This window comes from Tistlia consotensis USBA 355, from assembly GCF_900177295.1.
GTDB lineage: Bacteria > Pseudomonadota > Alphaproteobacteria > Kiloniellales > DSM-21159 > Tistlia > Tistlia consotensis.
In genome coordinates this window covers 1-19,557 of sequence record NZ_FWZX01000011.1, presented here as the reverse complement: position 1 = coordinate 19,557, position 19,557 = coordinate 1, and the positions used below count along the sequence as shown (strand labels likewise).

Genomic DNA, 19,557 nt, shown 5'->3' with positions numbered 1-19,557 from the left:
TCCTCGCTCAATGGAAGCTGCGGCCGCCGTCGACGGCCAGGGTCGTGCCGGTGACGTGGGCCGATTCCGCCGAGCTCAGGTAGAGCGCCGCGTAGGCGATGTCCTCGGGCCGGCCGACCCGGCGGATCAGGTAGCGGTCGAGGATCCGCTCCAGCTCGGCCTCGGGGTCCGGCGCCCGCTCGAAGGACTGGCGGAACAACGGCGTGTCGATGATGCCCGGGCAGATCGCGTTGACCCGGATGCCGTCGTCGGCCAGGTCGACGGCGAGCGCCTTGGCGAACATCACCAGGCCGGCCTTCGAGGCGCAGTAGGCCGTGCGCCCGGCGAGCGGCCGGAGCGCGGCGCCCGAGGCGACCTGCACGATGCTGCCGCCGCCGGCCGCGCGCAGGAAGGGAAGCGCCGCCGAGCAGAGGTTGAAGGGACCGGTCAGGTTGACCTCGAGCACCTGCCGCCATTCGGCGGCGCTGACCTCGCCGAAGGGCTTCAGCAGGTCGATGCCGGCCGAGGAGACGACGCCGTCGAGACCGCCGAGGGCCGCCGCCGTCTCGGCGACCGCGGCCCCGACCGCCGCCTCGTCGGCGATCTCGGCGACCGCCCAGGCGACCGCCGGCCCCTCGCCGCCGGAGAGCGCTTCGGCGGTCTCGGCCAGGCGGCCGGCGTCGCGGTCGAGCAGCGCCAGGGCCGCGCCCTCGCGGTGGAAGACCTCGGCGGTCGCACGGCCGATGCCGGAGGCCGCGCCGCTGATCAGGATCCGGCGGCCGGCGAGGCGCATCAGGCCGCTCCTGTCCCGGCTGTCCCGGCCGCCGCCTTCAGGGCCGGCCGCAGCGCCTCGGCGACGACGTCGCAGCGCGCGAACCAGACGCCCTCGTGCCCCCGGATGTGCTCGATCAGCCGCTCCAGCGCGAGCAGGCGTGAGCCGCGGCCGATGATCTGGGGATGCATCGCCAGGGTGAAGGCCCGGTCCTCGGCATAGAGCGTGTCGAACTCCGCGCACCAGGCCTCGGCGACGGCCGAGGGCGCCTGCATGGTCCGGCCCGGCAGGGTGATCGAGTACTGGAAGAAGGGCGCGTCGTCGAGCACCCAGGCGAAGGGGAACTCGACCAGGTCGGTCTGCCGGCCCTCGTGGACGTGGAGGTAGGGCGAATCGTCGTCGAAGAAGTTGGAGGAGTAGCTGAAGCCCTTCTCCAGCAGCAGCGGCATGGTGATCGGGCTGAGCTCGGCGGCCGGCGAGCGCCAGCCGGCCGGCTTGCGGCCGCTGAGCCGCTCGATGATCTCCAGGCCCCGCTCCATCTCCTCGCGCTCCTCCTCGGGCGTCAGGGTCAGGATCCAGCGGTGCGACCAGCTGTGGTGGCCGATCTCGTGGCCACGCTTCAGGATCTCCTCGCAGAGCGCCCAGCGCTGCTCGATGACCAGCCCGGGCACGAAGAAGGTGGCCTTGACGCCGTAGCGGTCGAGCAGCTCGAGGATGCGGCCGGTGCCGACCTTCCAGCCGTAGGCGCCCTGGGACAGCACGACCGGCCGTTCCGCGTTCTTCGGATCGCGCGCCGTCCACATGGTCTCGGCGTCGAGATCGAAGGTCAGCATCACGGGAAAGCCGTTCGGGGTCAGGGGCATGGCGGAGGCCTCTCGGAAGTTCAGGCGAAGCGGTGGAAGCCGACCCAGCGCTCGGCCACGACTAGGCAGAAGCCGGTCGCCAGGATCAGCAGCGTCGAGATCGCCGCGATGCCCGGGTCGATGCCGTGCTCGACGGCGGTGAAGATCTTCACCGGCAGGGTGGTGTGGCGGACGCTGACCAGGAAGATCGAGACCGGCACGTTGTCGAAGGAGACGATGAAGGAGAAGATCGCCCCGGCGACCAGCCCCGGCTTGATCAGCGGCAGGGTGACCAGGCGGAAGGCGGTCCAGCCGTCGGCGCCGAGGGTCCGCGCCGCCTCCTCCAGCGCCGGGTCGGCGCCGGCGATCGAGGCCAGCACCGAGCGCACGACGTAGGGCAGCGTGATCAGCACGTGGGCGATCGCGAGGCCGGCGAAGCTGCCGCGCACGCCGATCAGCGTGTAGTACTGCAGCAGCGCCACGGCGACGACGACCGCCGGAAAGACCAGCGGCGCCATCAGGGCGGCGCTGATCGCCTCGGCGCCCGGCACCCTGCGGCGGGTCAGGGCGTAGGCGGCGGCCGTGCCGAGGGCCAGCGCGACGAGCGTCGCGACCACCGCGAGGGCCAGGCTGAAGACGATGGCGTCGCGGTAGGACTCGTCGCCGAGCACCTGCCAGTACCACTTCAGGGTCGCACCGACCGGCGGCACCGTCAGGTAGGAGGTCGTGGTGATCGAGGCGAGCACGACGATGATCACCGGCACCTGCAGGAACAGCAGGGCCAGCGCCGCATAGGCCGGCAGGCCGGCACCGGCGAGCGCGCGCCGGATGCGAAGGCCGAGGGGGCGGTGGCCGCGCGGGGCCGCGACGCCGCTCATCGGACCGACGCCCAGCGCCGGGCCAGGCGCCCGGAAGCCCAGACCAGCAGCAGCACGATGGCGGTCAGGATGAAGGCCATGGCGGCGCCGCGCGGCCAGTTCAGGATCTTCAGGAACTCGTCGTAGATCAGCGTCGACATGACCTGATAGGTCGGCCCGCCGAGCAGCCGCGGCGTGACCAGCGCCGAGATGGTCAGCACGAAGACCAGGATCGAGCCCGAGAGGATGCCGGGCAGGCTGAGCGGCAGCGTCACCTCGCGCAGCACGGTCCAGCGCGAGGCGCCGAGGGTGCGCGCCGCGTCCTCGACGTCGCGCGGGATGTTCTGGATCGTGCCGATCAGCACCAGCACCATGAAGGGCAGGAAGATGTGGCTGAGGCCGACCAGCAGGCCGGTGAAGTTGAACATCAGCTTGAGCGGCCGCTCGATCAGCTGCAGCGCGATCAGGAGGTCGTTGACCAGGCCGTGGTTCGACAGCAGCACGATCCAGCCGAAGGAGCGCACGACCAGGTTCAGCAGCAGCGGGAAGATCACCAGGATGATCAGCCAGGGCCTGAGGCGCGAGCGGGTGCGCGCCAGGAAGTAGGCCAGCGGGTAGCCGACCAGCAGGGTCGCGGCGACGACGATCAGGCCGAGCCCGAGCGTGCGGGCGATGATCTCCAGGTAGAAGCCGTCGCCGAGGATCTGGGCGTAGTTGGTCAGCGTCCAGGCGGTGCCGATGCCGCGGCCCGGCTGGTAGGGATGGAAGCTGGTTGGCAGCAGCACCAGCAGCGGCGCCACGAAGACGCAGAGCAGCACCAGCAGCGGCGCCGAGAGCAGGCCGAAGCCCGAGCGGTCGAGCCAGCGCCTCATGGCCTCAGGCCGCGCCCGCCGCGCCGGCGGCCGGCATGACGATGACGTCCTCGCAGGCGATCGCGACCTCGACCGCGAGCCCCGGCTCCAGCGGCGCCTCGCCGCGGCCGATGCGCGCCTCGGCGGTCAGCTCGATGCCCTCGGGCAGGCGCAGCACGAACTGCTGGTCGCGGCCGGCGAAGGAGGCCAGCACCAGGCTCGCGGCAAAGCGGTTGTCCGCGCCGCCGGCAGCCCCCTCGACCAGCGCCACGCTCTCCTGCCGGATGGTGACGCGCACCGGCGCGCCGACGGCGAGGCCGGCCGGCAGCTGCGCCGCGGTCAGGGTCGGGCCGCCCGCCAGGGTGACCGTGGGCCGCGGCCCGAGGGCGGCGACCGTCGCGTCGAAGGCGTTGGAGCGGCCGAAGAACTCGGCGACGAAGGGCGTCGCCGGGTGGCTGTAGATCTCGCGCGGCGTGCCGACCTGCTGCAGCACGCCGTGGGACAGGACGCAGATCCTGTCCGACATGGTCAGCGCCTCCTCCTGGTCGTGGGTCACGAAGACCGTCGTGATCCGCAGCTCCTGCTGCAGCCGGCGCAGCTCGAGGCGCATGACGTCGCGCAGCTTGGCGTCGAGGTTCGAGAGCGGCTCGTCGAGCAGCAGCAGGGCCGGGCGCGGGGCGATCGCCCGGGCCAGGGCGACGCGCTGCTGCTGGCCGCCGGACAGCTCGCGCGGGAGGCGGCGCTCCAGCCCGGTCAGGCGGACCAGCGCCAGGGCATCGGCGACGCGCTCGGCGATCGTCGCCTCGGCGACGCGGCGGCGCCTCAGGCCGAAGGCGACGTTCTCGAAGACGCTCATGTGCGGGAACAGCGCGTAGGACTGGAAGACCAGCCCGATGTTGCGCCGGTGCGGCGGCTGCCAGGCGACCTCCTCCTCGCCGAGCCGGATGCTGCCGGCATCGGGCTCGATCAGCCCGGCGATCATCCTAAGGATCGTGCTCTTGCCGCAGCCCGAGGGGCCGAGCAGCGAGACGAACTCGCCGTGCGCGACCGCGAGCGCGAAGTCGTCGACCGCGACGAAGTCGCCGAAGCGCTTGCTCAGGCCGGCGATCTGGAGGGTGGCCATCGGCTTCTTCCGGACAGCTCGTGTGGGAGACGGGGCGACCCTCGGCCGCCCCGCCGGGCGCCCGCCGCTAGCGGGCGACCTCTTTCTGCCAGCGCTCGGTCCAGCCGGGCCGCAGCTTGGCGATCGCGTCGGTGTCCGGATACCAGAGCTTCTCGTAGCTCTCGCCGAAGGGCACGATCTTGCTGACCTTCTCCGACAGCTCGACCTTGGTGTTCACCGGCCCCGCGTACTTGCTCTCGGCGAAGCACTTCTGCCCCTCCTTCGACAGCAGGACCTCGATGTACTTCATGGCCAGGGCCTTGTTCGGCGCGCCCTTGGGCACCGAGACCGTCGGCTGGATGCCGACGCCGCCCTCCTTCGGGTAGGCGACGGCGACCGGCACGCCCTTGTCGGCGGCCGAGCCGGCGCGGTCCGGGTACCAGGGCGCCATGACGATGTCGCCGCGCTCGAACAGCTCGACCAGCTGGTCGGCCTGGGTATAGAGCATCACGACGTTGGGCATCAGCGCCTTGATCGCCGCGAAGCCGGCGTCCTCGCTGGCGAAGTCGCCGCCCTTCATCTTGTTGACGGCCAGGAGGAAGTGCAGGCCCGAGGTGCCGGTGATGTCGCCGAGCGCGATCTTGCCGGCGTACTTCGGGTCGAAGAGGTCGTTCCAGGAGGTCGGCGGCGTCTTCACCTTCTCCGGGTTGTAGGCGATGACCGTCGCCGCCGTCATGAAGTTGACGAACTGGCCGTCCTTGTCGAAGGCCTGGGGCGCGACCTCGGCGTAGTCGGAGAGGCTCTTGAAGTCGAGCGTCTCGAGCAGGCCCTCCGCCTTGATCTGCTTGGCGATCGAGATGTCCATGTAGGCCACGTCGATGTCCGGGCTGCCTGCGGTGGCGCGGATCTTGGCCGCAATGTCGACCGAGCTGCCCAGGGTGGTGATCACCTTGGCGCCGGTCTCCTTCTCGAAGGCCTTGATGTGACAGGCCTGGGTCGCGTCGGCGAAGGAGCCGCCGAAGGTCGCCACCACCAGCTCGTCGGCGGCCCGGGCCGCCGGAATGCCGAAGGACGCGCAAAGCGCGGCCGCCAGCAGGAACGTTCCAGCCTTGCTACCGATCATCGGATCTTCTCCCGTTCGTTGATCGCCCTGCTCCTGTGGCGCCGGCTCTTCACGCCGGCATCTCGTTGTCTGCCTCGCCGTCGCCTGCCTCGGGCCCGTCCGCACGGTCCCTGGGCAGGCTGGTGCCCGAGGCGCCGTTCAGCACCAGCATGCGGCTCAGCATGGCGGCGAAGGCGCCCTGCTCGGCCTGGCTGAACATCCGCACCAGCTCACGCTCGACCTCGGCGTGGTCGGCCATCGCCTGGTCGGCCAGCTCGCGTCCCGCCTCGGTCAGCTCGACGATCACCGCCCGGCCGTCCAGCGGATCGGCCCGGCGGACCAGCCAGCCGCGGCCCTCCAGCCGCGCCAGCAGGTTCGAGGTGCCGCCCGAGGTCAGCAGCAGCGTCTCGCGCAGCCGCGAGGGCGACATGCGGAACGGCGGCCCCGAGGCGCGCAGCGTCGCCAGCACGGCATAGGCGGGATAGCGCAGGCCGTGACGCTCCAGCGCCACGTTGACCGCCCGCAGGATGACGTCCTGCAGGCGCAGGATCCGGCCGACGATGGCCTTGCCCGAGCAGTCGATGTCCGGCCGCTGGCGGCGCCACTGCGCCATGCCGCGGCCGACGATGTCGAAGGCCGGGTCGATGTCCGGGCTGGCGAGATTGCCGGCAGCGTTCTGCGTCATATGAGCTTTCTATCATCTCAATTTAGCTTTTCCAAAAGATAAAATCCGGCGAACTGCCGGCATCGGCGCTTGACCTGCCGCAAGGCACGACCGGCGGCGGCGCCCGAGACTGCACTGCCGCCGCCCGTTTACCTCGCGGCGCCGGCGCGGCAGACTGCGCGCCAAGCAAGAAGGTCAGCCAGGGGAGGTCCTCCGCACCATGGGCAAGTTCGACGAGATCCACGCCCGCTCCGTCGCCGATCCGGAGGGCTTCTGGGGCGAGGCCGCCGAGGCGATCCACTGGAGCGAGCGCTGGGACAGGGTGCTCGACGACAGCGACCAGCCGATCTGGCGCTGGTTCCGCGGCGGCAAGCTCAACACATGCTACAACTGCCTCGACCGCCACGTGAAGGACGGCAACGGCGAGCGCCTTGCGCTGATCTACGACTCGCCGGTCACCGACACGGTGCGCCACTACAGCTACCGCCAGCTGCGCGACGAGGTCGCGCGCCTGGCCGGCGCCCTGGCGGCGCGCGGCGTCGGGCGCGGCGACCGGGTCATCATCTACATGCCGATGATCCCCGAGACGGCGATGGCCATGCTGGCCTGCGCCCGGCTCGGCGCGATCCACTCGGTGGTCTTCGGCGGCTTCGCGGCCAGCGAGCTGGCGACGCGCATCGACGACTGCCGGCCGAAGATGATCCTCTCGGCCTCCTGCGGCATCGAGGTCGCCCGGGTCGTGCAGTACAAGCCGCTGCTCGACGCCGCGATCATGATGGCCCGCCACAAGCCCGAGCGCTGCCTGATCCTGCAGCGCCCGCAGGAGCGCTGCGAGCTGGCCCCCGGCCGCGACGAGGACTGGCAGGAGGCGGTGGCCGGCGCCGAGCCGGCCGACTGCGTGCCGGTCGAGGCGACCGACCCGCTCTACATCCTCTACACCTCCGGCACGACCGGCCAGCCCAAGGGCATCGTGCGCGACAACGGCGGCCACGCCGTGGCGCTCAAGTGGTCGATGCAGAACATCTACGGGGTCGAGCCCGGCGAGGTCTACTGGGCGGCCAGCGACGTCGGCTGGGTCGTCGGCCACTCATACATCGTCTACGGCCCCCTGCTGAGCGGCAACACGACGGTGCTCTACGAGGGCAAGCCGGTCGGCACGCCCGACGCCGGCGCCTTCTGGCGGGTCATCGAGCAGCACGGCGTCACGACGCTGTTCACCGCGCCGACCGCCTTCCGGGCGATCCGCCAGCAGGACCCCGAGGCGAAGCTGCTGGCCGGCTACGACCTCGCGAAGTTCCGGACCCTGTTCCTGGCCGGCGAGCGCTGCGATCCCGATACCCTGGAATGGGCGCAGAAGCAGCTCAAGGTGCCGGTCATCGACCACTGGTGGCAGACCGAGACCGGCTGGTCGATCGCCGCCGACTGCATCGGCATCGAGGCGCTGCCGGTCAAGCCGGGCTCGCCGACCAAGGCCGTGCCGGGCTGGCGGCTCGAGGTCCTGGATCCCGACGGCAAGCCGATGGGCCCCGGCCAGGTCGGCGCCATCGCCGGCCGGCTGCCGATGCCGCCGGGCACGACGCCGGGCATCTGGAACGGCCGCGAGCGCTTCGTGAAGACCTACCTGACCAACTTCCCCGGCTACTACGAGACCGGCGACGCCGGCTACATCGACGAGGAGGGCTACGTCTTCGTCATGGCGCGCACCGACGACATCATCAACGTCGCCGGCCACCGCCTCTCGACCGGCGCCATGGAGGAGGTGCTGGCCGCCCACCCGGACGTCGCCGAGTGCGCCGTGATCGGCATCGCCGACGCCCTGAAGGGCCAGGTGCCGGTCGGCTTCCTGGTGCTCTCGGCCGGGGTCAACCGGCCGCACGCCGAGATCGCCAGGGAATGCGTCGCCATGGTGCGCGACCGCATCGGCCCGGTCGCCGCCTTCAAGACCGCCATCGTCGTGCAGCGGCTGCCGAAGACCCGCTCGGGCAAGATCCTCCGGCGCACCATGCGCCAGATCGCCGATGGCGAGGACTACAAGCTGCCGGCGACCATCGACGATCCCGCGATCCTCGAGGAGATCACCCAGAGCCTGGGCGGCGCCGGGATCGGGAGGAAGGCCGGCTAGCGCCCGGCGGGCCCGGTCCGCAGCGGCGAGAAGAGGCGGCGCATCGCCGCTGCCGAGTCGTCCTCGCTCGCCGGAGCGCGATCGCCGCTCGACATGGCGTCGGCGGCAGTGCCCCAGCGGTGAATGCCGTCGGTGCGGCAGCCGGCGAGCAGCAGTCCGGCGGCGAGCAGGGTGCCGAGCGCGAGCAGGGACCTCGCGAGCGGCGGACGGACGGTGGTCATCGGCGCGACTCCTCGACCTGGCGGTTCTTCCTGGAGGTGAGCGGCCGCGCGCCTTTCGGCAAGCGGTCGCCACCGACCCTCACCGAGTGTTGATGCAGCGCGGCACGTCGCACAAGAGGCGACGAGCTGCCAGGGCGGCGCAGCCCTGTGGCATGCTGCGGCGACCGACCCCCGAGGCTCCGCTCTTGTCCCGCTCCGAACGCCTGCTCGACCTGCTGCAGATCCTGCGCCGCCACCGCCGGCCGGTCAGCGGCCACCTCCTGGCCGAGGAGCTCGGCGTCAGCCTGCGCACGCTCTACCGCGACATCGCCAGCCTGCAGGCCCAGGGCGCCGGGATCGAGGGCGCGGCCGGGTTCGGCTACGTGCTCAAGCCCGGCTTCCTGCTGCCGCCGCTGATGTTCTCAGAGGACGAGATCGAGGCGCTGGTGCTCGGCTCGCGCTGGGTCGCCGGCCAGGCCGACGAACGGCTCGGCGCGGCGGCCCGCGACGCCCTCGCCAAGGTCGCCGCGGTGCTGCCGCCCGACCTGCGCGACGCGCTGGAGACGACGCCGCTCCATGCCGTGACCGGCGGGCCGAACGAGGCCGAGGGCGACGCCCTGGCGACGATCCGCCGGGCGATGCGTGCCGAGCGCAAGCTGGAGCTGGTCTACCGCGACGCGGCCGGGCAGGAGTCGACGCGCCTCGTCTGGCCCTTCGCGCTCGGCTTCTTCGAGCGGGTCCGGGTGCTCGCCGCCTGGTGCGAGCTGCGCCGGGGCTTCCGGCACTTCCGGATCGACCGCATCGCCGGCCTGACGCCGACGGAGACACGCTACCCGCGCCGCCGCCAGGCCCTGGTCGCCGAGTGGCGCGCGGCCGAGAAGATCCCGCCGCGGCCGTGATCGCTGCTGCCGGAATCTGACAGCAGCGGCCTCTAGGTTTCCGTCACACCCCAACGACGGAGACCCGCCATGAGCCACGATCCCAGCTACCTGCTGCTCTATGTCGACAGCCCCGAGGCGAGCGGCCGCTTCTATGCCGGCCTGCTCGGCCGCGAGCCGCTCCAGGCCTCGCCGACCTTCGTGCTCTTCGCCCTCGAGTCCGGCCTGATGCTCGGCCTCTGGTCGCGCCAGACGGTCGAGCCGGCGCCGGCCGCCGCGCCGGGCGCCGGCGAGCTCGGCTTCAAGGTCGCGGAACCCGCCGCGGTCGACGCGATCCACGCCGACTGGCAGGCCCGCGGCCTGGCCATCGCGCAGCCGCCGAGCGACCTCGACTTCGGCCGCGCCTTCGTGGCGCTCGACCCCGACGGCCACCGCCTCCGGGTCTTCGCCGTGACGCTCTGAGGCTGGGAAGGCGGCCCCCTCCTCAGCCGGAGGCCGGGGGCCGCCGCTCAGCCCGCCAGCTCCTCCCCGTGCGCCGCGGCGAGGGCGGCCATGGAGTCGAAGCGGAAGTCGTAGCTCGGGGTGGCGCCGGGATCCATCGTCGCCCCGAAGCCTTCCTTGCCGTGGCGCCGGTAGATCCAGCAGGAGGTCAGGCCGTGGCGATTGGCCGGCACGTGGTCGTGGAACAGGCTTTCCGCCGTGTGCAGGATCTCGCCGCGCCCGATGCCGAGCGTCGCGAGGTTGCGCAGCAGGTAGTCGAAGTTGGCGTCGGCGGGCTTGTAGGAGCCGATGTCCTCGGCCGTGTAGACGGCGTCGAACTCGACGCCCAGCTTGGCGTTGCTGGCCGAGAAGCTCTCGTTGTCGACGTTCGAGAGGATGACCAGCCGGTAGTGCTGCTTGAGGTAGCGCAGCGCCTCGGCGGAGTCCGGGAAGGCCGGCCAGTCCTTCACGCTGCGGCCGTAGGCCAGGCACTCCTGCCAGTCGGCCGGGACGCGCCACTCCTCCGCGAGCCGCCGGTAGACCGTGGCCAGCAGCTCCTGATAGCGCTTCGCCGGGGTCTGCTTCTGCTGGGCGGATTCGTGGCGCGCGTGGGCTTCCAGGATCGCGTCGCGGGACAGCTCCCGGCCGACCTTCTCGACCAGCGGCTTCAGGCCCTGGACGATGCCGCTCTCCCAGTCGATCAGCGTGCCGTAGCAGTCGAAGGTCAGGGTGGTGAAATCGGTCAGTCTCATGCTCGTCGTCTCCCTTCGCGACTCGGGTCGCGGTGGCGGCAGTCAAGCAGCGCCGGGCGCCGCCGTCTTGACCCGGAGGCGCAGCTTCTTGACCGAGCCGATCAGGACCGCGCCCGCCCCGCCCGCCGGCGGCAGGCCGCCGGCGACAGGCCGTGCTCGCGGCGCAGGGCGCGGCTCAGCGCGCTCTGCTCGGAATAGCCGCAGGCGAGCGCGATCTCGGCGATCGGCAGGCGCCCGCCCGCCAGCAGCGCGCGCGCCCGGGCGAGCCGCACCGCGCTGAGGTACTTCGCCGGCGAGCCGGCGCCGCGGGCCCGGAACAGGCGGTGCAGCGTCGCGACGCTGACCCGGGCGGCGCCGGCCATGTCCTCGACCGTGATCGGCTCGGCGAAATGCCCGCGCACGAAGGCCTTCGCCCGCGCCAGGGCCGCCGGCTCGTCGGCGCCGGCTTCGGGAGCGACGGACTCCGGGGCCAGGCCGTGCAGCAGCAGGGCGCCCAGGCCGGCCCGGAAGCCGGCCGCGGCGAAGGCGCCCTCGCCGCAGCCGCGGGCGAAGGCCAGCAGGCCGCCGAGCCGCTCGTCGATCGGGAAGAACAGCCGCCGCGACGCGGCGCGCCACAGCGGGACCTCGGCGCCGGCCTCGGGCGCCGGCACGTCGAGCGTCACGAAGCGGTTGTCGCCGAGGCCGCGGAAGCCGTGCTCGTGTCCCGCGGCGACGACCGCGAAGTCCCGCTCGCCGACGGTGCCGCCGCCGATCGCGGTCTCCAGCTCCAGGGTGCCGAGCAGCGGCAGGATGACCTGGTGATAGGCGTGGCTGTGGCTGTCGTGCCGCGGCGAATAGCAGTGCAGCTGCACCCGCTCCGCATCGAACCCCGTCTGCATCGCTCTTCTCCCGGGCCGCCCGCCCGCCGCGTCGCCGAGCCGCCAGAATGGCTCCGAACGGCGCCGGCGGAAAGGACCCTCAGCCGCGCAGCTTGAGCTTCAGGCCGACCAGCTCGTGCTGGGTCAGGCCGGTGATCTCGCCGATCTCGCGCAGGCTGAAGCCGGTCTGCTGGATCAAGGTGCGGGCGAAGTCGCGCGCCGGCATGCGGCGCTCGCTGCGCACGCCCGACTTGCGGTGCAGAGCCTGGGCCTGGCGCCGCTCCTCCTCCTCGCGGCGCTGGGCCGCCTCGACCTGCTCGCGGTGACGCTGGCGCGCCCGGCTGGCCGCGGCCGAAGCCTCGTAGGCGTAGCCGGTCGCGGCCTGGCGCATCCACTCCGGCGCCGAGCGGCGGGCGCGCGGGCCGGACCAGTCGTCCGCGCCGTCCGCATCGGCGGCGCGCCGGCCGCGCGCCTTCGGCTCGGGCTCGGCCGCGGCGCCGGCCGCCTCGTCCAGGGTCATGCCGAAGCGGGTGGCGAGCCGCTCGGCAGCCGCCAGCGCCGCCGCCCGCTCGCCCTCGAAGGGGCTCTCGGCGGCGAGCAGCAGGAGCTTGCGGAAGCGCTCCTTCTGGGAGGTGGCGAAGGCCTCGGTCATGACGACCGGACAGCATAAGGCCTTTCGCCGCCGGCTCCACCCCGACCCGGTGAAGATCGGCCATCCGGTGCGGGCCCTTGAGGCGGGCCCGCCGGCGTGGCAGCTTCGCCGGCCTCAACCAGCGACAGGTCAAGGAGCGGAGCCATGCGGCTGAAGGACAAGGTTGCCCTGGTCACCGGAGGGGCCGCCGGCATCGGCCTCGCCTGCGCCAGGGCCTTCGCCGCCGAGGGCGCCAAGGTGGTGATCGCGGATCTCGCCGTGGCGCGCGGCGAGGCCGCGGTCGAGGCGCTGCAGGAAGCCGGCTCGGACGCGCTCTTCGTGCGCTGCGACGTCGGCAGCAGGGCCGAGGTCGAGGCCCTGATCGCCTCGACGGTCGCCGCCTTCGGGCGGCTCGACGTCGCGCTGGCCAACGCCGGCATCGTCAAGGCCGGCGACTTCCTGGAGTTCAGCGAGGAGGACTTCGACGCGGTCCTGCGCGTCAACCTCAAGGGCGTGTTCCTGACCGGCCAGGCGGCGGCGCGCCAGATGGTCGCACAGGGGACCGGCGGCGCGATCATCAACATGTCCTCGGTCAACGCGGTCATGGCGATTCCCTCGATCACGCCCTACGTGGTCGCCAAGGGCGGGGTCAATCAGCTGACCAAGGTCATGTCCCTGGCGCTGGCCGACAAGGGCATCCGGGTCAACGGCATCGGCCCCGGCTCGATCCGCACCGAGGTGCTGGCCTCGGTCGTCAACGATCCCGAAAAGATGAAGGGCGTGCTGATGCGCACGCCCCTGGGCCGGGTCGGCGAGCCCGAGGAGATCGCCTCGGTCGCCGTCTTCCTGGCCAGCGAGGAGGCCAGCTACATCACCGGCCAGACGATCTATCCCGACGGCGGCCGCCTGGCGCTGAACTACACCGTGCCGGTGAAGGGGTAGGCGGCGCCGACAGCGCTCCCACACCCCTCGACAGGCTCGGGGTGAAGCCACCGTAAGGGCAGGTGGCGCCCATGGCCGTTCGCGCTACGGTCGGCTTCGTCCCGAGCCTGTCGAGGGGCGTTGGAGCGCGTAGGTCCCTCAGCCCAGCTTGAACATCGACAGGTCGGGGCGGTTCGAGGCGGGCGCCTCGGGCTCGATCTCCGGCATCGGCTCCGGCTGGGGGATCGGCTCGCCGGCGCGCTCGGCGGCCTTGCGGGCGCGCAGCACCGAGGCGTTGAGCTCGGTCTGGCTGCACAGGCCGAGCAGCACGGGATCGCGCGGCCGGATGTTCGACGAGTTCCAGTGCGTGCGCTCGCGCACCGCCTGGATCGTCGTCTTGGTCGTGCCGATCAGCTTGGAGACCTGGCTGTCCTTGAGCTCCGGGTGGTTGCGCAGCAGCCAGGCGATGCCGTCGGGCTTGTCCTGGCGCTTGGCGACCGGCGTGTAGCGCGGGCCCTTGGTGCGCTTGGCCGGCTCCGGCAGGTCGCGCTTGGCCATCTTGAGCCGCGTGGCCGGATCCTGCTCGCAGCGCGCGATCTCCTCCTTGGTCAGGGTGTTGCTGGCGACCGGGTCCATACCCTGAATGCCGCCGGCGACCTCGCCGTCCGCGATGCCCTGGACCTCGAGAGGATGCAGGCCGCAGAACGCGGCGATCTGCTCGAAGGTCAGGGAGGTGTTGTCGACCAGCCAGACGGCGGTCGCCTTGGGCATGAGCGGCAGATTGGACATAAATCCTCCTCCTCCGGCGCCGGGCCCTTCGCCCGTCGCCGCATCGCACCAGGGCGATGCTCCGACTTTTTCGGAATGGGCCCCTATATAGCGGCAGCGGGCGCTCGAAAAAAGTGCAATTCAGACAATTGTAACAGAGGTTGCCGGCTTTTCATCGGGCGCTCTTCCGGTCAGCCGGCCGCCTCGTCGCAGAAGCGGGCGAGCCGGACGTCCAGCTCGGTCAGGCCGCCGGCGTCGTGGGTCGAGAGCAGGACCTCGACCCGGTTGTAGACATTGAACCATTCGGGATGGTGATCCATCTTCTCCGCCATCAGCGCGACCCGGCTCATGAAGCCGAAGGCGGCGTTGAAGTCCGCGAAGCGAAAGGACTTCGCGATCGCGTCCCGGTTCTCGACGGCACGCCAGCCGGCCAACCCGGCCAGGACCTCGTCGCGCCGTTCAGGAGACAGTTTTTCCGCCATGTCCGCATGTCCTCGCGCTGCGCTCGCCGTGGCTCCTGACGTGGCAGCCCTGGACCTGCCGGTCAAGGGAAGGTAAGGCATGGCCATGAGAGGCTTGGCAATGGCACGTCCGAATCTGCTGCACCGCTACGGCGCACCACCGACGATCGAGGACATGGAGGCCATGGCCCGGGAGGCGCTGAGCGCGATTCCCGTGCAGCTGCGCCGCTTCGTCGAGAACGTCGCGATCCGGGTCGAGGACTTCCCCGACGACGAGACCATGGACGAGATGGACCTGGAGTCGCACTTCGACATCCTGGGCCTCTACCGCGGCGTCGACCTGACCCGGCAGAGCGTCATGGCACAGCCCCAGGACATCGACCAGATCTATCTCTACCGCCGGCCGATCCTCGACTACTGGTGCGAGAGCGAGGAGGACCTGACCCGGGTCGTCCGCCACGTCCTGATCCACGAGATCGGCCACCATTTCGGCCTGTCCGACGACGACATGGAGCGCATCGAGCAGGAGGCCTAGGGCCGGGCTTCTAGCCGAAGATCCCGCCGCTGTCGGCGTCGAGCACCAGGCTCGCCACGGTGCAGCTGCGCGGCCGGCCGAGCGCGAAGAGCGCGGCCTCGACGACGTCCCGGTTGGTGATGCCGCGTTCCTTGCCGCGCGCCGGCAGGCCGTCCCAGGCGGGCTCGAGCGGCGACACGTCCTCGATCATCGGCGGATGGATGGCGATCGAGCGCACCGGGGTGCCGCGCAGCTCCTGGCGCAGGCCGTCGGCCAGGCCGGCCTGGCCGTGCTTGGCGGCATAGAAGGCCGGCGAGGCGCCGAACAGCGGCACGTTGGGCAGGCCGCTCATCGAGACCACGGTGACGATGTCCCCGGCCGGCGCGGCGAGCAGCGCCGGCAGCAGCGCCCGGGTCACGAGCAGCGTGCCGGTCACCGCGCTGTCGACTGCCTGGCGGATCTCCTCCGGCGCCAGCTCGGCGAGCCGGCCGGGCAGCCAGAAGGCGCCGTTGTTGACCAGCAGGTCGAGACCGCCGGCGGCGACCGCCTCCGCCGCCTGCGCCAGCGAGGCGTCGTCGGCGAGGTCGAGCGCCAGGGTCTCGGGCCGGCGGCCGCAGCGCGCCGCGATCGCCCCGGCCAGCGGCTCCAGGCGCTCGCGTCGGCGCGCCGTCGCGACGACCTCGGCGCCCAGGTCGGCCAGCACGACCGCGAAGGCGGCGCCCAGGCCGCGCGCCGCGCCGGTGACCAGCGCGCGCCGCCCGGCGAGAGCCGGCATCAGGGACGGCATCACTCGGCCTCCACGAAATCCAGCGCCTGGTTGGCGACGCGCAGGCCGTGGCGACGCTTCGGCGGGTTGTCGAGGAAGCGCCGGGTTGCGGCCAGCAGGGTGCCGCGCCAGGGCGCCTCCGGGAAGGCCTGCCACTCCTCCTCGACCGCGGTCAGCACCTTGACCAGGTGCGCCGAGATGATCGGCTCGGGCACGGCGTGGTCGAAGAGCGCGCGGAAGCGCCCGGCGAGAAAGGCCTCCGGCTCGGCGACCGCCCAACCGGCCTCGGCGACGGCCGGATCCAGGAAGGTCGTGTTGCGGCCGAGGAAGCAGGCGATCTGCAGCAGGCCGGCCGGCCGCACCGCCGGGTGGCGCGCGGCGAGATGGCGCACCGCGTTGGCGAAGGTCACGGCGTGGGTGAAGTCGAGCCAGTTGACGTTGCGCGACACCGGGTTGTCCTGCTGCCGGTCGAGCGACAGGTCGAAGCGCAGCCACTGCCCGGCGGCTGCGCCGAGCAGCGCGGCGTGCAGCTCGTCCGGCCGGCCGCTCGACTCGAGACAGCGCGCCAGCGCCTGCCTGACGCCGAGGCCGCGGAAGTCGGCCGCCGCCACCGGCCGGTCGCCGCGCCCGTCCCAGGCGGCGAACGCCGGTCCGTAGGCCCGGAACTCGGGAATCAGGTCCTCGCACTCCGCCGAGACCAGCGACCGGACCAGGGCGAACAGCACCGGCTCGGCGACCTCTGGGCCGAGCCGCGCGATCGCCTGGCCGGCCTTCAGGGTGTAGATCGCCGAGTGGCCGAAGTCCTGGTAGTGCGCCAGCGCGGCCGCGGCGAACGACGCCTCCAGCTCGGCGAAGGACCGGCCCTCGGCCAGGCCGCCGCGCAGCACGGCCACGGCGGCCGGCTCGTCCTCGGCCTCGATGGCCGCGACCAGCGCCTCGGGAGACCAGGGCGCCCGGTCCTCCGCGAAGGGATAGGAGGGCCGGCGCAGGCTGTCCCAGTTGAGGTGGTCGAGCACCTCGACCAGCGGCACCAGCCGCTCGGCCGGCGTCCCTGCCCAGCGCTCGCGCAGCGCCAGCCAGTCGGGCAGCGCCGCCAGGGCGTGGGTCGTGCCGAACTCGAAGCGGTCATGGGTCCAGGTGACGGCGCGGCGGATCGCCTCCAGGGGATCGCCGCCGGCGCGCTGCAGCCGCGCCAGCTCGCGCGCCATGCGGTCGCGCTCGTTGCGCTCGAAGGCGCCGGCGATGCCGGCCAGCGCCGCCTCGCGGCGCGCCTCGGCCCGCGGCTCGGCGAGGTCGAGCAGCACGCGGCCGCCGTCCAGGCGTACCGGATAGCGGCGCAGGCTGTCGCCGCCGATCAGGGTCTCGCCGCTGACCAGGTCGAATTTCCAGTTGTGCCAGTTGCAGGTCAGCACGCAGCCCTCGGCGGGGCTTACCGTGCCCTCGATCAATGGATAGCCCTCGTGCGGGCAGCGGTTGTTGCAGGCCCAGACCTGCTCGCCGCGACGGAACAGAGCGATCTGCCGGCCCTCGACCCTGACCAGTCGTCGGCCGTCGGCCGGCAGCGAGTCGAGGTGCGCGACCTCGTGCCACTGCGGTTCCATGGGCGTCTCCTTTTCGCAAGATTTTATTTTATAAATGAAAGACTGCACCGGCGCCTTGCCTTTCGCAAGAAGAGTCTTTACCAAACTGCCATGACCGCCGCCGCGACCCGTCAGCCGAAACCCGAAGCCCGCAGCCGCGAGACGATCCTGCGCCTGCTCAAGCTGCGCGGCGCCCAGGACGCCGCCAGCCTGGCCGGCGAGCTGGCGGTCACCGCGATGGCCGTGCGCCAGCACCTCTACGCGCTCCGCGACGAAGGCCTCGTGATCTACGAGGAGGAGGCGCGGCCGGTCGGCCGGCCGGCCAAGCTGTGGCGCCTGACCCCCGCGGCCGAGCGCTACTTCCCCGATGCCCATGCCGAGCTCTCGGCCGGCCTGCTGGCCGCCATGGGCAAGGCCTTCGGCGACAAGGGCCTGGCGAAGCTGCTGAAGGCGCGCGGCAAGCAGGTGACGGCCGACTACAGGAAGCGCGTCGACCGCGAAGCGCCCCTCGCGGAGCGGGTCGCCGCCCTGGCCACGATCCGCGAGTCGGAGGGCTACATGGCCGGGGTCGAGGCGCTCGGCGACGCGCAGGGCGGCGGCTGGCTGCTGGTCGAGAACCACTGCCCGATCTGCGTCGCCGCCCGCGCCTGCAGCGGCCTCTGCCAGGTCGAGCTCGAGGTCTTCCGCAAGGTGCTCGGCAAGGATGCCGAGGTCGAGCGCGTCGACCATATCCTGGCGGGCGCCCGGCGCTGCGCCTACCGGATCACCGCGAAGGGGTAGCGGCACCGGCGGCCGTCGGTCTCCCACATCCCTCGACAAGCTCGGGATGAAGCAGACTCTTGGCTGGCTCGAACAGTCGCTTCGTCCCGAGCTTGTCGAGGGGCGTGGCAGCGCCGGCCGCGCCGGGGCCTAGCAAGCGCGGCCGCGGTCGGCTAGGTAGGGTGGCCCTGCCCTCCGAGCCCCGCGACTGCACCAGCCCCCTGCCATGACCGAGACCCCGCTCGACGCCTATCGCGCGCTGCGCCGCGCCGGCGAGCTCCGCGTCGACCCGGCGCAGGAGCTGGCCGCCGAGAAGCTGCAGTCGCTGCACAACGCGCTGCGCAGCTACCGGCCGTCGGCCGCCGAGCCGGGCGGCTGGAAGGCGCGGCTCGGCCTGGCGCGCCGCCCCGAGGAACCGCCCCAGGGACTCTACCTCTACGGCCCGGTCGGCCGCGGCAAGTCGATGCTGATGGACCTGTTCTTCCGCTCGGCGCCGATCGAGCGCAAGCGGCGGGTGCACTTCCACGCCTTCATGATCGAGGTCCAGGACCGGCTCGAGGCCTGGCGCCGCAGGACCCGCGGCGGCAAGGCCGATCCCCTGCCCGAGCTTGCCGGGCAGCTGGCCGAGGAGGCCTGGCTGCTCTGCTTCGACGAGTTCGTGGTGATCAACATCGCCGACGCGATGATCCTGTCTCGGCTCTTCGAATCGCTGTTCCAGCGCGGCGTCGTGGTCGTCGCGACCTCGAACTTCGAGCCCGACCGGCTCTACGAGGGCGGGCTGCAGCGCGACCGCTTCCTGCCCTTCATCGGCCTGCTGAAGCAGCGCCTCGACATCCTCGACCTCGGCGCCGGCACCGACTACCGCCTGGCCCGGCTGCACGACCGCGCGGTCTACCACGCGCCGCTCGCCCCCGAAGCCGAGGCGGCGCTCGACCACGCCTTCGCCGCCCTGACCGAGGGCGCCGAGGTCAAGGCCGGCAGCCTGACCGTCAAGGGCCGGCGCCTGGAGATCGCCGCCTGCGCGCGCGGCGTCGCGCGCTTCGGCTTCGCCGAGCTCTGCGAGCGGCCGCTCGGCGCCGAGGACTACCTGGCGATCGCGACGCACTTCCATTCCGTCGTGCTGTCCGGCGTGCCGCTGCTCTCGCCCGAGCGGCGCAATGAGGCGCGGCGCTTCATGAACCTGATCGACGCGCTCTACGAGCACCGGGTCAACCTGGTGGTCTCGGCCGCCGCGCCGCCGGAGGCGCTCTATCCCGAGGGCGACGGCGCCTTCGAGTTCCGACGCACCGCCAGCCGCCTCAGCGAGATGCAGTCGGCCGCCTACATCGAGCAGCCGCACCTGACCTAGCAGGCTGCGGAAATAGGAGCGATTTTCCGCGCCGGCGGGCTCAGATCGGGGCTGTCGGCGAGGGGATGTGGGCCGTTGCCCTGGTTTTGCGGTCGCTTTCTGGTGTTTCGGCCTGCTTCGGACGGAGTCCTGGCCCGCTCAGGTCGCAGCGAGCAGCTTGGGCAGCCTGACCAGGTTGTAGGCGGCGACGCGCAGGGTGAACATCCAGCCGACGCGCGCGAGGCCGCGATGGCGGGTCTTGCGCAGGCCGCCGGTGGTCTTGATCCAGCCGAAGGCCTCTTCGATGCGCTTACGCAGGCGCTGGCTGACGGCATAGCCGGGGTGGCGGGTCGTGCGTCCGTCGACGGCCGA

23 protein-coding genes are annotated in these 19,557 nt (G+C 72.0%); 7 read left to right on the top strand and 16 right to left on the bottom strand.

Annotation, left to right across the window (positions count from 1 at the left end; translation table 11 throughout):
• Positions 1-7 precede the first annotated feature (7 nt).
• The 7 genes from B9O00_RS14490 to B9O00_RS14460 form a co-directional block, all read right to left on the bottom strand.
• Positions 8-772, bottom strand: a complete 765-nt coding sequence (locus B9O00_RS14490) for an SDR family NAD(P)-dependent oxidoreductase (RefSeq protein WP_085123405.1) — start codon at positions 770-772, stop codon at positions 8-10.
• Entirely contained in the window at positions 772-1,614 is an 843-nt protein-coding gene (locus B9O00_RS14485) for a polysaccharide deacetylase family protein (RefSeq protein WP_085123404.1), read from the bottom strand. The genes B9O00_RS14490 and B9O00_RS14485 overlap by 1 nt, the downstream gene beginning before the upstream one ends.
• Positions 1,615-1,634: 20 nt before the next feature.
• A complete protein-coding gene (locus B9O00_RS14480) occupies positions 1,635-2,471 on the bottom strand; it encodes an ABC transporter permease (protein ID WP_085123403.1) in 837 nt (278 codons plus the stop codon).
• On the bottom strand, positions 2,468-3,322 hold the full coding sequence (locus B9O00_RS14475; protein WP_085123402.1) for an ABC transporter permease: 855 nt from the start codon (positions 3,320-3,322) through the stop codon (positions 2,468-2,470). Before B9O00_RS14475 ends, B9O00_RS14480 begins: the two co-directional genes overlap by 4 nt.
• A 4-nt stretch (positions 3,323-3,326) precedes the next feature.
• Positions 3,327-4,424, bottom strand: a complete 1,098-nt coding sequence (locus tag B9O00_RS14470) for an ABC transporter ATP-binding protein (protein WP_085123401.1) — start codon at positions 4,422-4,424, stop codon at positions 3,327-3,329.
• A 67-nt stretch (positions 4,425-4,491) separates the two neighbouring features.
• Positions 4,492-5,526 carry an ABC transporter substrate-binding protein gene (locus B9O00_RS14465; protein WP_085123400.1) on the bottom strand — a complete coding sequence of 345 codons (1,035 nt, stop codon included), beginning with the start codon at positions 5,524-5,526 and terminating at the stop codon, positions 4,492-4,494.
• Positions 5,527-5,575: 49 nt separating this feature from the next.
• Positions 5,576-6,190 carry a MarR family winged helix-turn-helix transcriptional regulator gene (locus tag B9O00_RS14460; RefSeq protein WP_085123399.1) on the bottom strand — a complete coding sequence of 205 codons (615 nt, stop codon included), beginning with the start codon at positions 6,188-6,190 and terminating at the stop codon, positions 5,576-5,578.
• 199 nt (positions 6,191-6,389) lie between these two features.
• Between B9O00_RS14460 and B9O00_RS14455 the strand changes: the two genes are divergently transcribed.
• Complete coding sequence (locus B9O00_RS14455) at positions 6,390-8,291, top strand: propionyl-CoA synthetase (RefSeq protein WP_085123398.1); 1,902 nt, start codon at positions 6,390-6,392, stop codon at positions 8,289-8,291.
• Here the strand turns inward: B9O00_RS14455 and B9O00_RS14450 are convergent.
• The gene (locus B9O00_RS14450; RefSeq protein ID WP_085123397.1) at positions 8,288-8,512 is read right to left on the bottom strand and encodes a hypothetical protein; all 225 of its coding nucleotides are present in this window, start codon (positions 8,510-8,512) and stop codon (positions 8,288-8,290) included. The genes B9O00_RS14455 and B9O00_RS14450 overlap by 4 nt on opposite strands.
• Positions 8,513-8,697: 185 nt before the next feature.
• Between B9O00_RS14450 and B9O00_RS14445 the strand changes: the two genes are divergently transcribed.
• Together B9O00_RS14445 and B9O00_RS14440 are read left to right on the top strand one after the other, a co-directional pair.
• Entirely contained in the window at positions 8,698-9,390 is a 693-nt protein-coding gene (locus tag B9O00_RS14445; RefSeq protein ID WP_085123535.1) for a helix-turn-helix transcriptional regulator, read from the top strand.
• Positions 9,391-9,459: 69 nt separating this feature from the next.
• On the top strand, positions 9,460-9,831 hold the full coding sequence (locus B9O00_RS14440) for a VOC family protein (RefSeq protein WP_085123396.1): 372 nt from the start codon (positions 9,460-9,462) through the stop codon (positions 9,829-9,831).
• A gap of 47 nt (positions 9,832-9,878) precedes the next feature.
• On the opposite strand, the gene B9O00_RS14435 is transcribed toward B9O00_RS14440, so the two are convergent.
• The 3 genes from B9O00_RS14435 to B9O00_RS14425 all read right to left on the bottom strand — a co-directional run bounded on the left by B9O00_RS14435 (position 9,879) and on the right by B9O00_RS14425 (position 12,110).
• Positions 9,879-10,601: a haloacid dehalogenase type II gene (locus tag B9O00_RS14435; protein WP_085123395.1), complete on the bottom strand. Its 723-nt coding sequence runs from the start codon at positions 10,599-10,601 to the stop codon at positions 9,879-9,881.
• A 101-nt stretch (positions 10,602-10,702) separates the two neighbouring features.
• Positions 10,703-11,479, bottom strand: a complete 777-nt coding sequence (locus tag B9O00_RS14430; RefSeq protein WP_085123394.1) for an AraC family transcriptional regulator — start codon at positions 11,477-11,479, stop codon at positions 10,703-10,705.
• A gap of 79 nt (positions 11,480-11,558) precedes the next feature.
• The gene (locus B9O00_RS14425) at positions 11,559-12,110 is read right to left on the bottom strand and encodes a DUF2786 domain-containing protein (RefSeq protein ID WP_085123393.1); all 552 of its coding nucleotides are present in this window, start codon (positions 12,108-12,110) and stop codon (positions 11,559-11,561) included.
• 144 nt (positions 12,111-12,254) lie between these two features.
• Here B9O00_RS14425 and B9O00_RS14420 point away from each other — a divergent pair, with 144 nt between their 5' ends.
• Complete coding sequence (locus tag B9O00_RS14420; RefSeq protein WP_085123392.1) at positions 12,255-13,031, top strand: SDR family NAD(P)-dependent oxidoreductase; 777 nt, start codon at positions 12,255-12,257, stop codon at positions 13,029-13,031.
• A gap of 138 nt (positions 13,032-13,169) precedes the next feature.
• Here the strand turns inward: B9O00_RS14420 and B9O00_RS14415 are convergent, their stop codons facing one another.
• Together B9O00_RS14415 and B9O00_RS14410 are read right to left on the bottom strand one after the other, a co-directional pair.
• The gene (locus B9O00_RS14415) at positions 13,170-13,799 is read right to left on the bottom strand and encodes a DUF1013 domain-containing protein (RefSeq protein ID WP_085123391.1); all 630 of its coding nucleotides are present in this window, start codon (positions 13,797-13,799) and stop codon (positions 13,170-13,172) included.
• 170 nt (positions 13,800-13,969) lie between these two features.
• Positions 13,970-14,341 carry a 4a-hydroxytetrahydrobiopterin dehydratase gene (locus tag B9O00_RS14410; RefSeq protein ID WP_322111198.1) on the bottom strand — a complete coding sequence of 124 codons (372 nt, stop codon included), beginning with the start codon at positions 14,339-14,341 and terminating at the stop codon, positions 13,970-13,972.
• A 19-nt stretch (positions 14,342-14,360) separates the two neighbouring features.
• Between B9O00_RS14410 and B9O00_RS14405 the strand changes: the two genes are divergently transcribed.
• On the top strand, positions 14,361-14,774 hold the full coding sequence (locus tag B9O00_RS14405; RefSeq protein WP_218822868.1) for a metallopeptidase family protein: 414 nt from the start codon (positions 14,361-14,363) through the stop codon (positions 14,772-14,774).
• Positions 14,775-14,784: 10 nt separating this feature from the next.
• Here the strand turns inward: B9O00_RS14405 and B9O00_RS14400 are convergent, their stop codons facing one another.
• Positions 14,785-15,540: an SDR family oxidoreductase gene (locus B9O00_RS14400; RefSeq protein ID WP_200808515.1), complete on the bottom strand. Its 756-nt coding sequence runs from the start codon at positions 15,538-15,540 to the stop codon at positions 14,785-14,787.
• A complete protein-coding gene (locus tag B9O00_RS14395; RefSeq protein ID WP_085123389.1) occupies positions 15,540-17,120 on the bottom strand; it encodes a Rieske 2Fe-2S domain-containing protein in 1,581 nt (526 codons plus the stop codon). Before B9O00_RS14395 ends, B9O00_RS14400 begins: the two co-directional genes overlap by 1 nt.
• Before the next feature lie 90 nt (positions 17,121-17,210).
• Here B9O00_RS14395 and B9O00_RS14390 point away from each other — a divergent pair, with 90 nt between their 5' ends.
• Together B9O00_RS14390 and zapE are read left to right on the top strand one after the other, a co-directional pair.
• Positions 17,211-17,879 (top strand): helix-turn-helix transcriptional regulator, encoded by a 669-nt coding sequence (locus tag B9O00_RS14390; RefSeq protein WP_085123388.1) that lies wholly within the window; start codon positions 17,211-17,213, stop codon positions 17,877-17,879.
• A gap of 205 nt (positions 17,880-18,084) precedes the next feature.
• A complete protein-coding gene (gene zapE, locus B9O00_RS14385) occupies positions 18,085-19,206 on the top strand; it encodes a cell division protein ZapE (protein ID WP_085123387.1) in 1,122 nt (373 codons plus the stop codon).
• Between the two features lie 138 nt (positions 19,207-19,344).
• Here zapE and B9O00_RS14380 read toward each other — a convergent pair.
• Positions 19,345-19,557 (bottom strand): transposase (locus B9O00_RS14380; protein ID WP_143596239.1); only part of this gene is annotated, 213 nt, incomplete at its 5' end.

Bases quoted from the DNA above. Each gene is read 5' to 3' on its own strand.
- B9O00_RS14460 (WP_085123399.1), bottom strand. From the start codon at position 6,190: ATGACGCAGAACGCTGCCGGCAATCTCGCCAGCCCGGACATCGACCCG.
- B9O00_RS14435 (WP_085123395.1), bottom strand. From the start codon at position 10,601: ATGAGACTGACCGATTTCACCACCCTGACCTTCGACTGCTACGGCACG.
- zapE (WP_085123387.1), top strand. From the start codon at position 18,085: ATGACCGAGACCCCGCTCGACGCCTATCGCGCGCTGCGCCGCGCCGGC.
- B9O00_RS14455 (WP_085123398.1), top strand. From the start codon at position 6,390: ATGGGCAAGTTCGACGAGATCCACGCCCGCTCCGTCGCCGATCCGGAG.
- B9O00_RS14425 (WP_085123393.1), bottom strand. From the start codon at position 12,110: ATGACCGAGGCCTTCGCCACCTCCCAGAAGGAGCGCTTCCGCAAGCTC.
- B9O00_RS14430 (WP_085123394.1), bottom strand. From the start codon at position 11,479: ATGCAGACGGGGTTCGATGCGGAGCGGGTGCAGCTGCACTGCTATTCG.
- B9O00_RS14415 (WP_085123391.1), bottom strand. From the start codon at position 13,799: ATGTCCAATCTGCCGCTCATGCCCAAGGCGACCGCCGTCTGGCTGGTC.
- B9O00_RS14470 (WP_085123401.1), bottom strand. From the start codon at position 4,424: ATGGCCACCCTCCAGATCGCCGGCCTGAGCAAGCGCTTCGGCGACTTC.
- B9O00_RS14475 (WP_085123402.1), bottom strand. From the start codon at position 3,322: ATGAGGCGCTGGCTCGACCGCTCGGGCTTCGGCCTGCTCTCGGCGCCG.
- B9O00_RS14395 (WP_085123389.1), bottom strand. From the start codon at position 17,120: ATGGAACCGCAGTGGCACGAGGTCGCGCACCTCGACTCGCTGCCGGCC.
- B9O00_RS14400 (WP_200808515.1), bottom strand. From the start codon at position 15,540: ATGCCGTCCCTGATGCCGGCTCTCGCCGGGCGGCGCGCGCTGGTCACC.
- B9O00_RS14485 (WP_085123404.1), bottom strand. From the start codon at position 1,614: ATGCCCCTGACCCCGAACGGCTTTCCCGTGATGCTGACCTTCGATCTC.
- B9O00_RS14480 (WP_085123403.1), bottom strand. From the start codon at position 2,471: ATGAGCGGCGTCGCGGCCCCGCGCGGCCACCGCCCCCTCGGCCTTCGC.
- B9O00_RS14450 (WP_085123397.1), bottom strand. From the start codon at position 8,512: ATGACCACCGTCCGTCCGCCGCTCGCGAGGTCCCTGCTCGCGCTCGGC.
- B9O00_RS14410 (WP_322111198.1), bottom strand. From the start codon at position 14,341: ATGCCTTACCTTCCCTTGACCGGCAGGTCCAGGGCTGCCACGTCAGGA.
- B9O00_RS14490 (WP_085123405.1), bottom strand. From the start codon at position 772: ATGCGCCTCGCCGGCCGCCGGATCCTGATCAGCGGCGCGGCCTCCGGC.
- B9O00_RS14390 (WP_085123388.1), top strand. From the start codon at position 17,211: ATGACCGCCGCCGCGACCCGTCAGCCGAAACCCGAAGCCCGCAGCCGC.
- B9O00_RS14420 (WP_085123392.1), top strand. From the start codon at position 12,255: ATGCGGCTGAAGGACAAGGTTGCCCTGGTCACCGGAGGGGCCGCCGGC.
- B9O00_RS14405 (WP_218822868.1), top strand. From the start codon at position 14,361: ATGGCACGTCCGAATCTGCTGCACCGCTACGGCGCACCACCGACGATC.
- B9O00_RS14440 (WP_085123396.1), top strand. From the start codon at position 9,460: ATGAGCCACGATCCCAGCTACCTGCTGCTCTATGTCGACAGCCCCGAG.
- B9O00_RS14465 (WP_085123400.1), bottom strand. From the start codon at position 5,526: ATGATCGGTAGCAAGGCTGGAACGTTCCTGCTGGCGGCCGCGCTTTGC.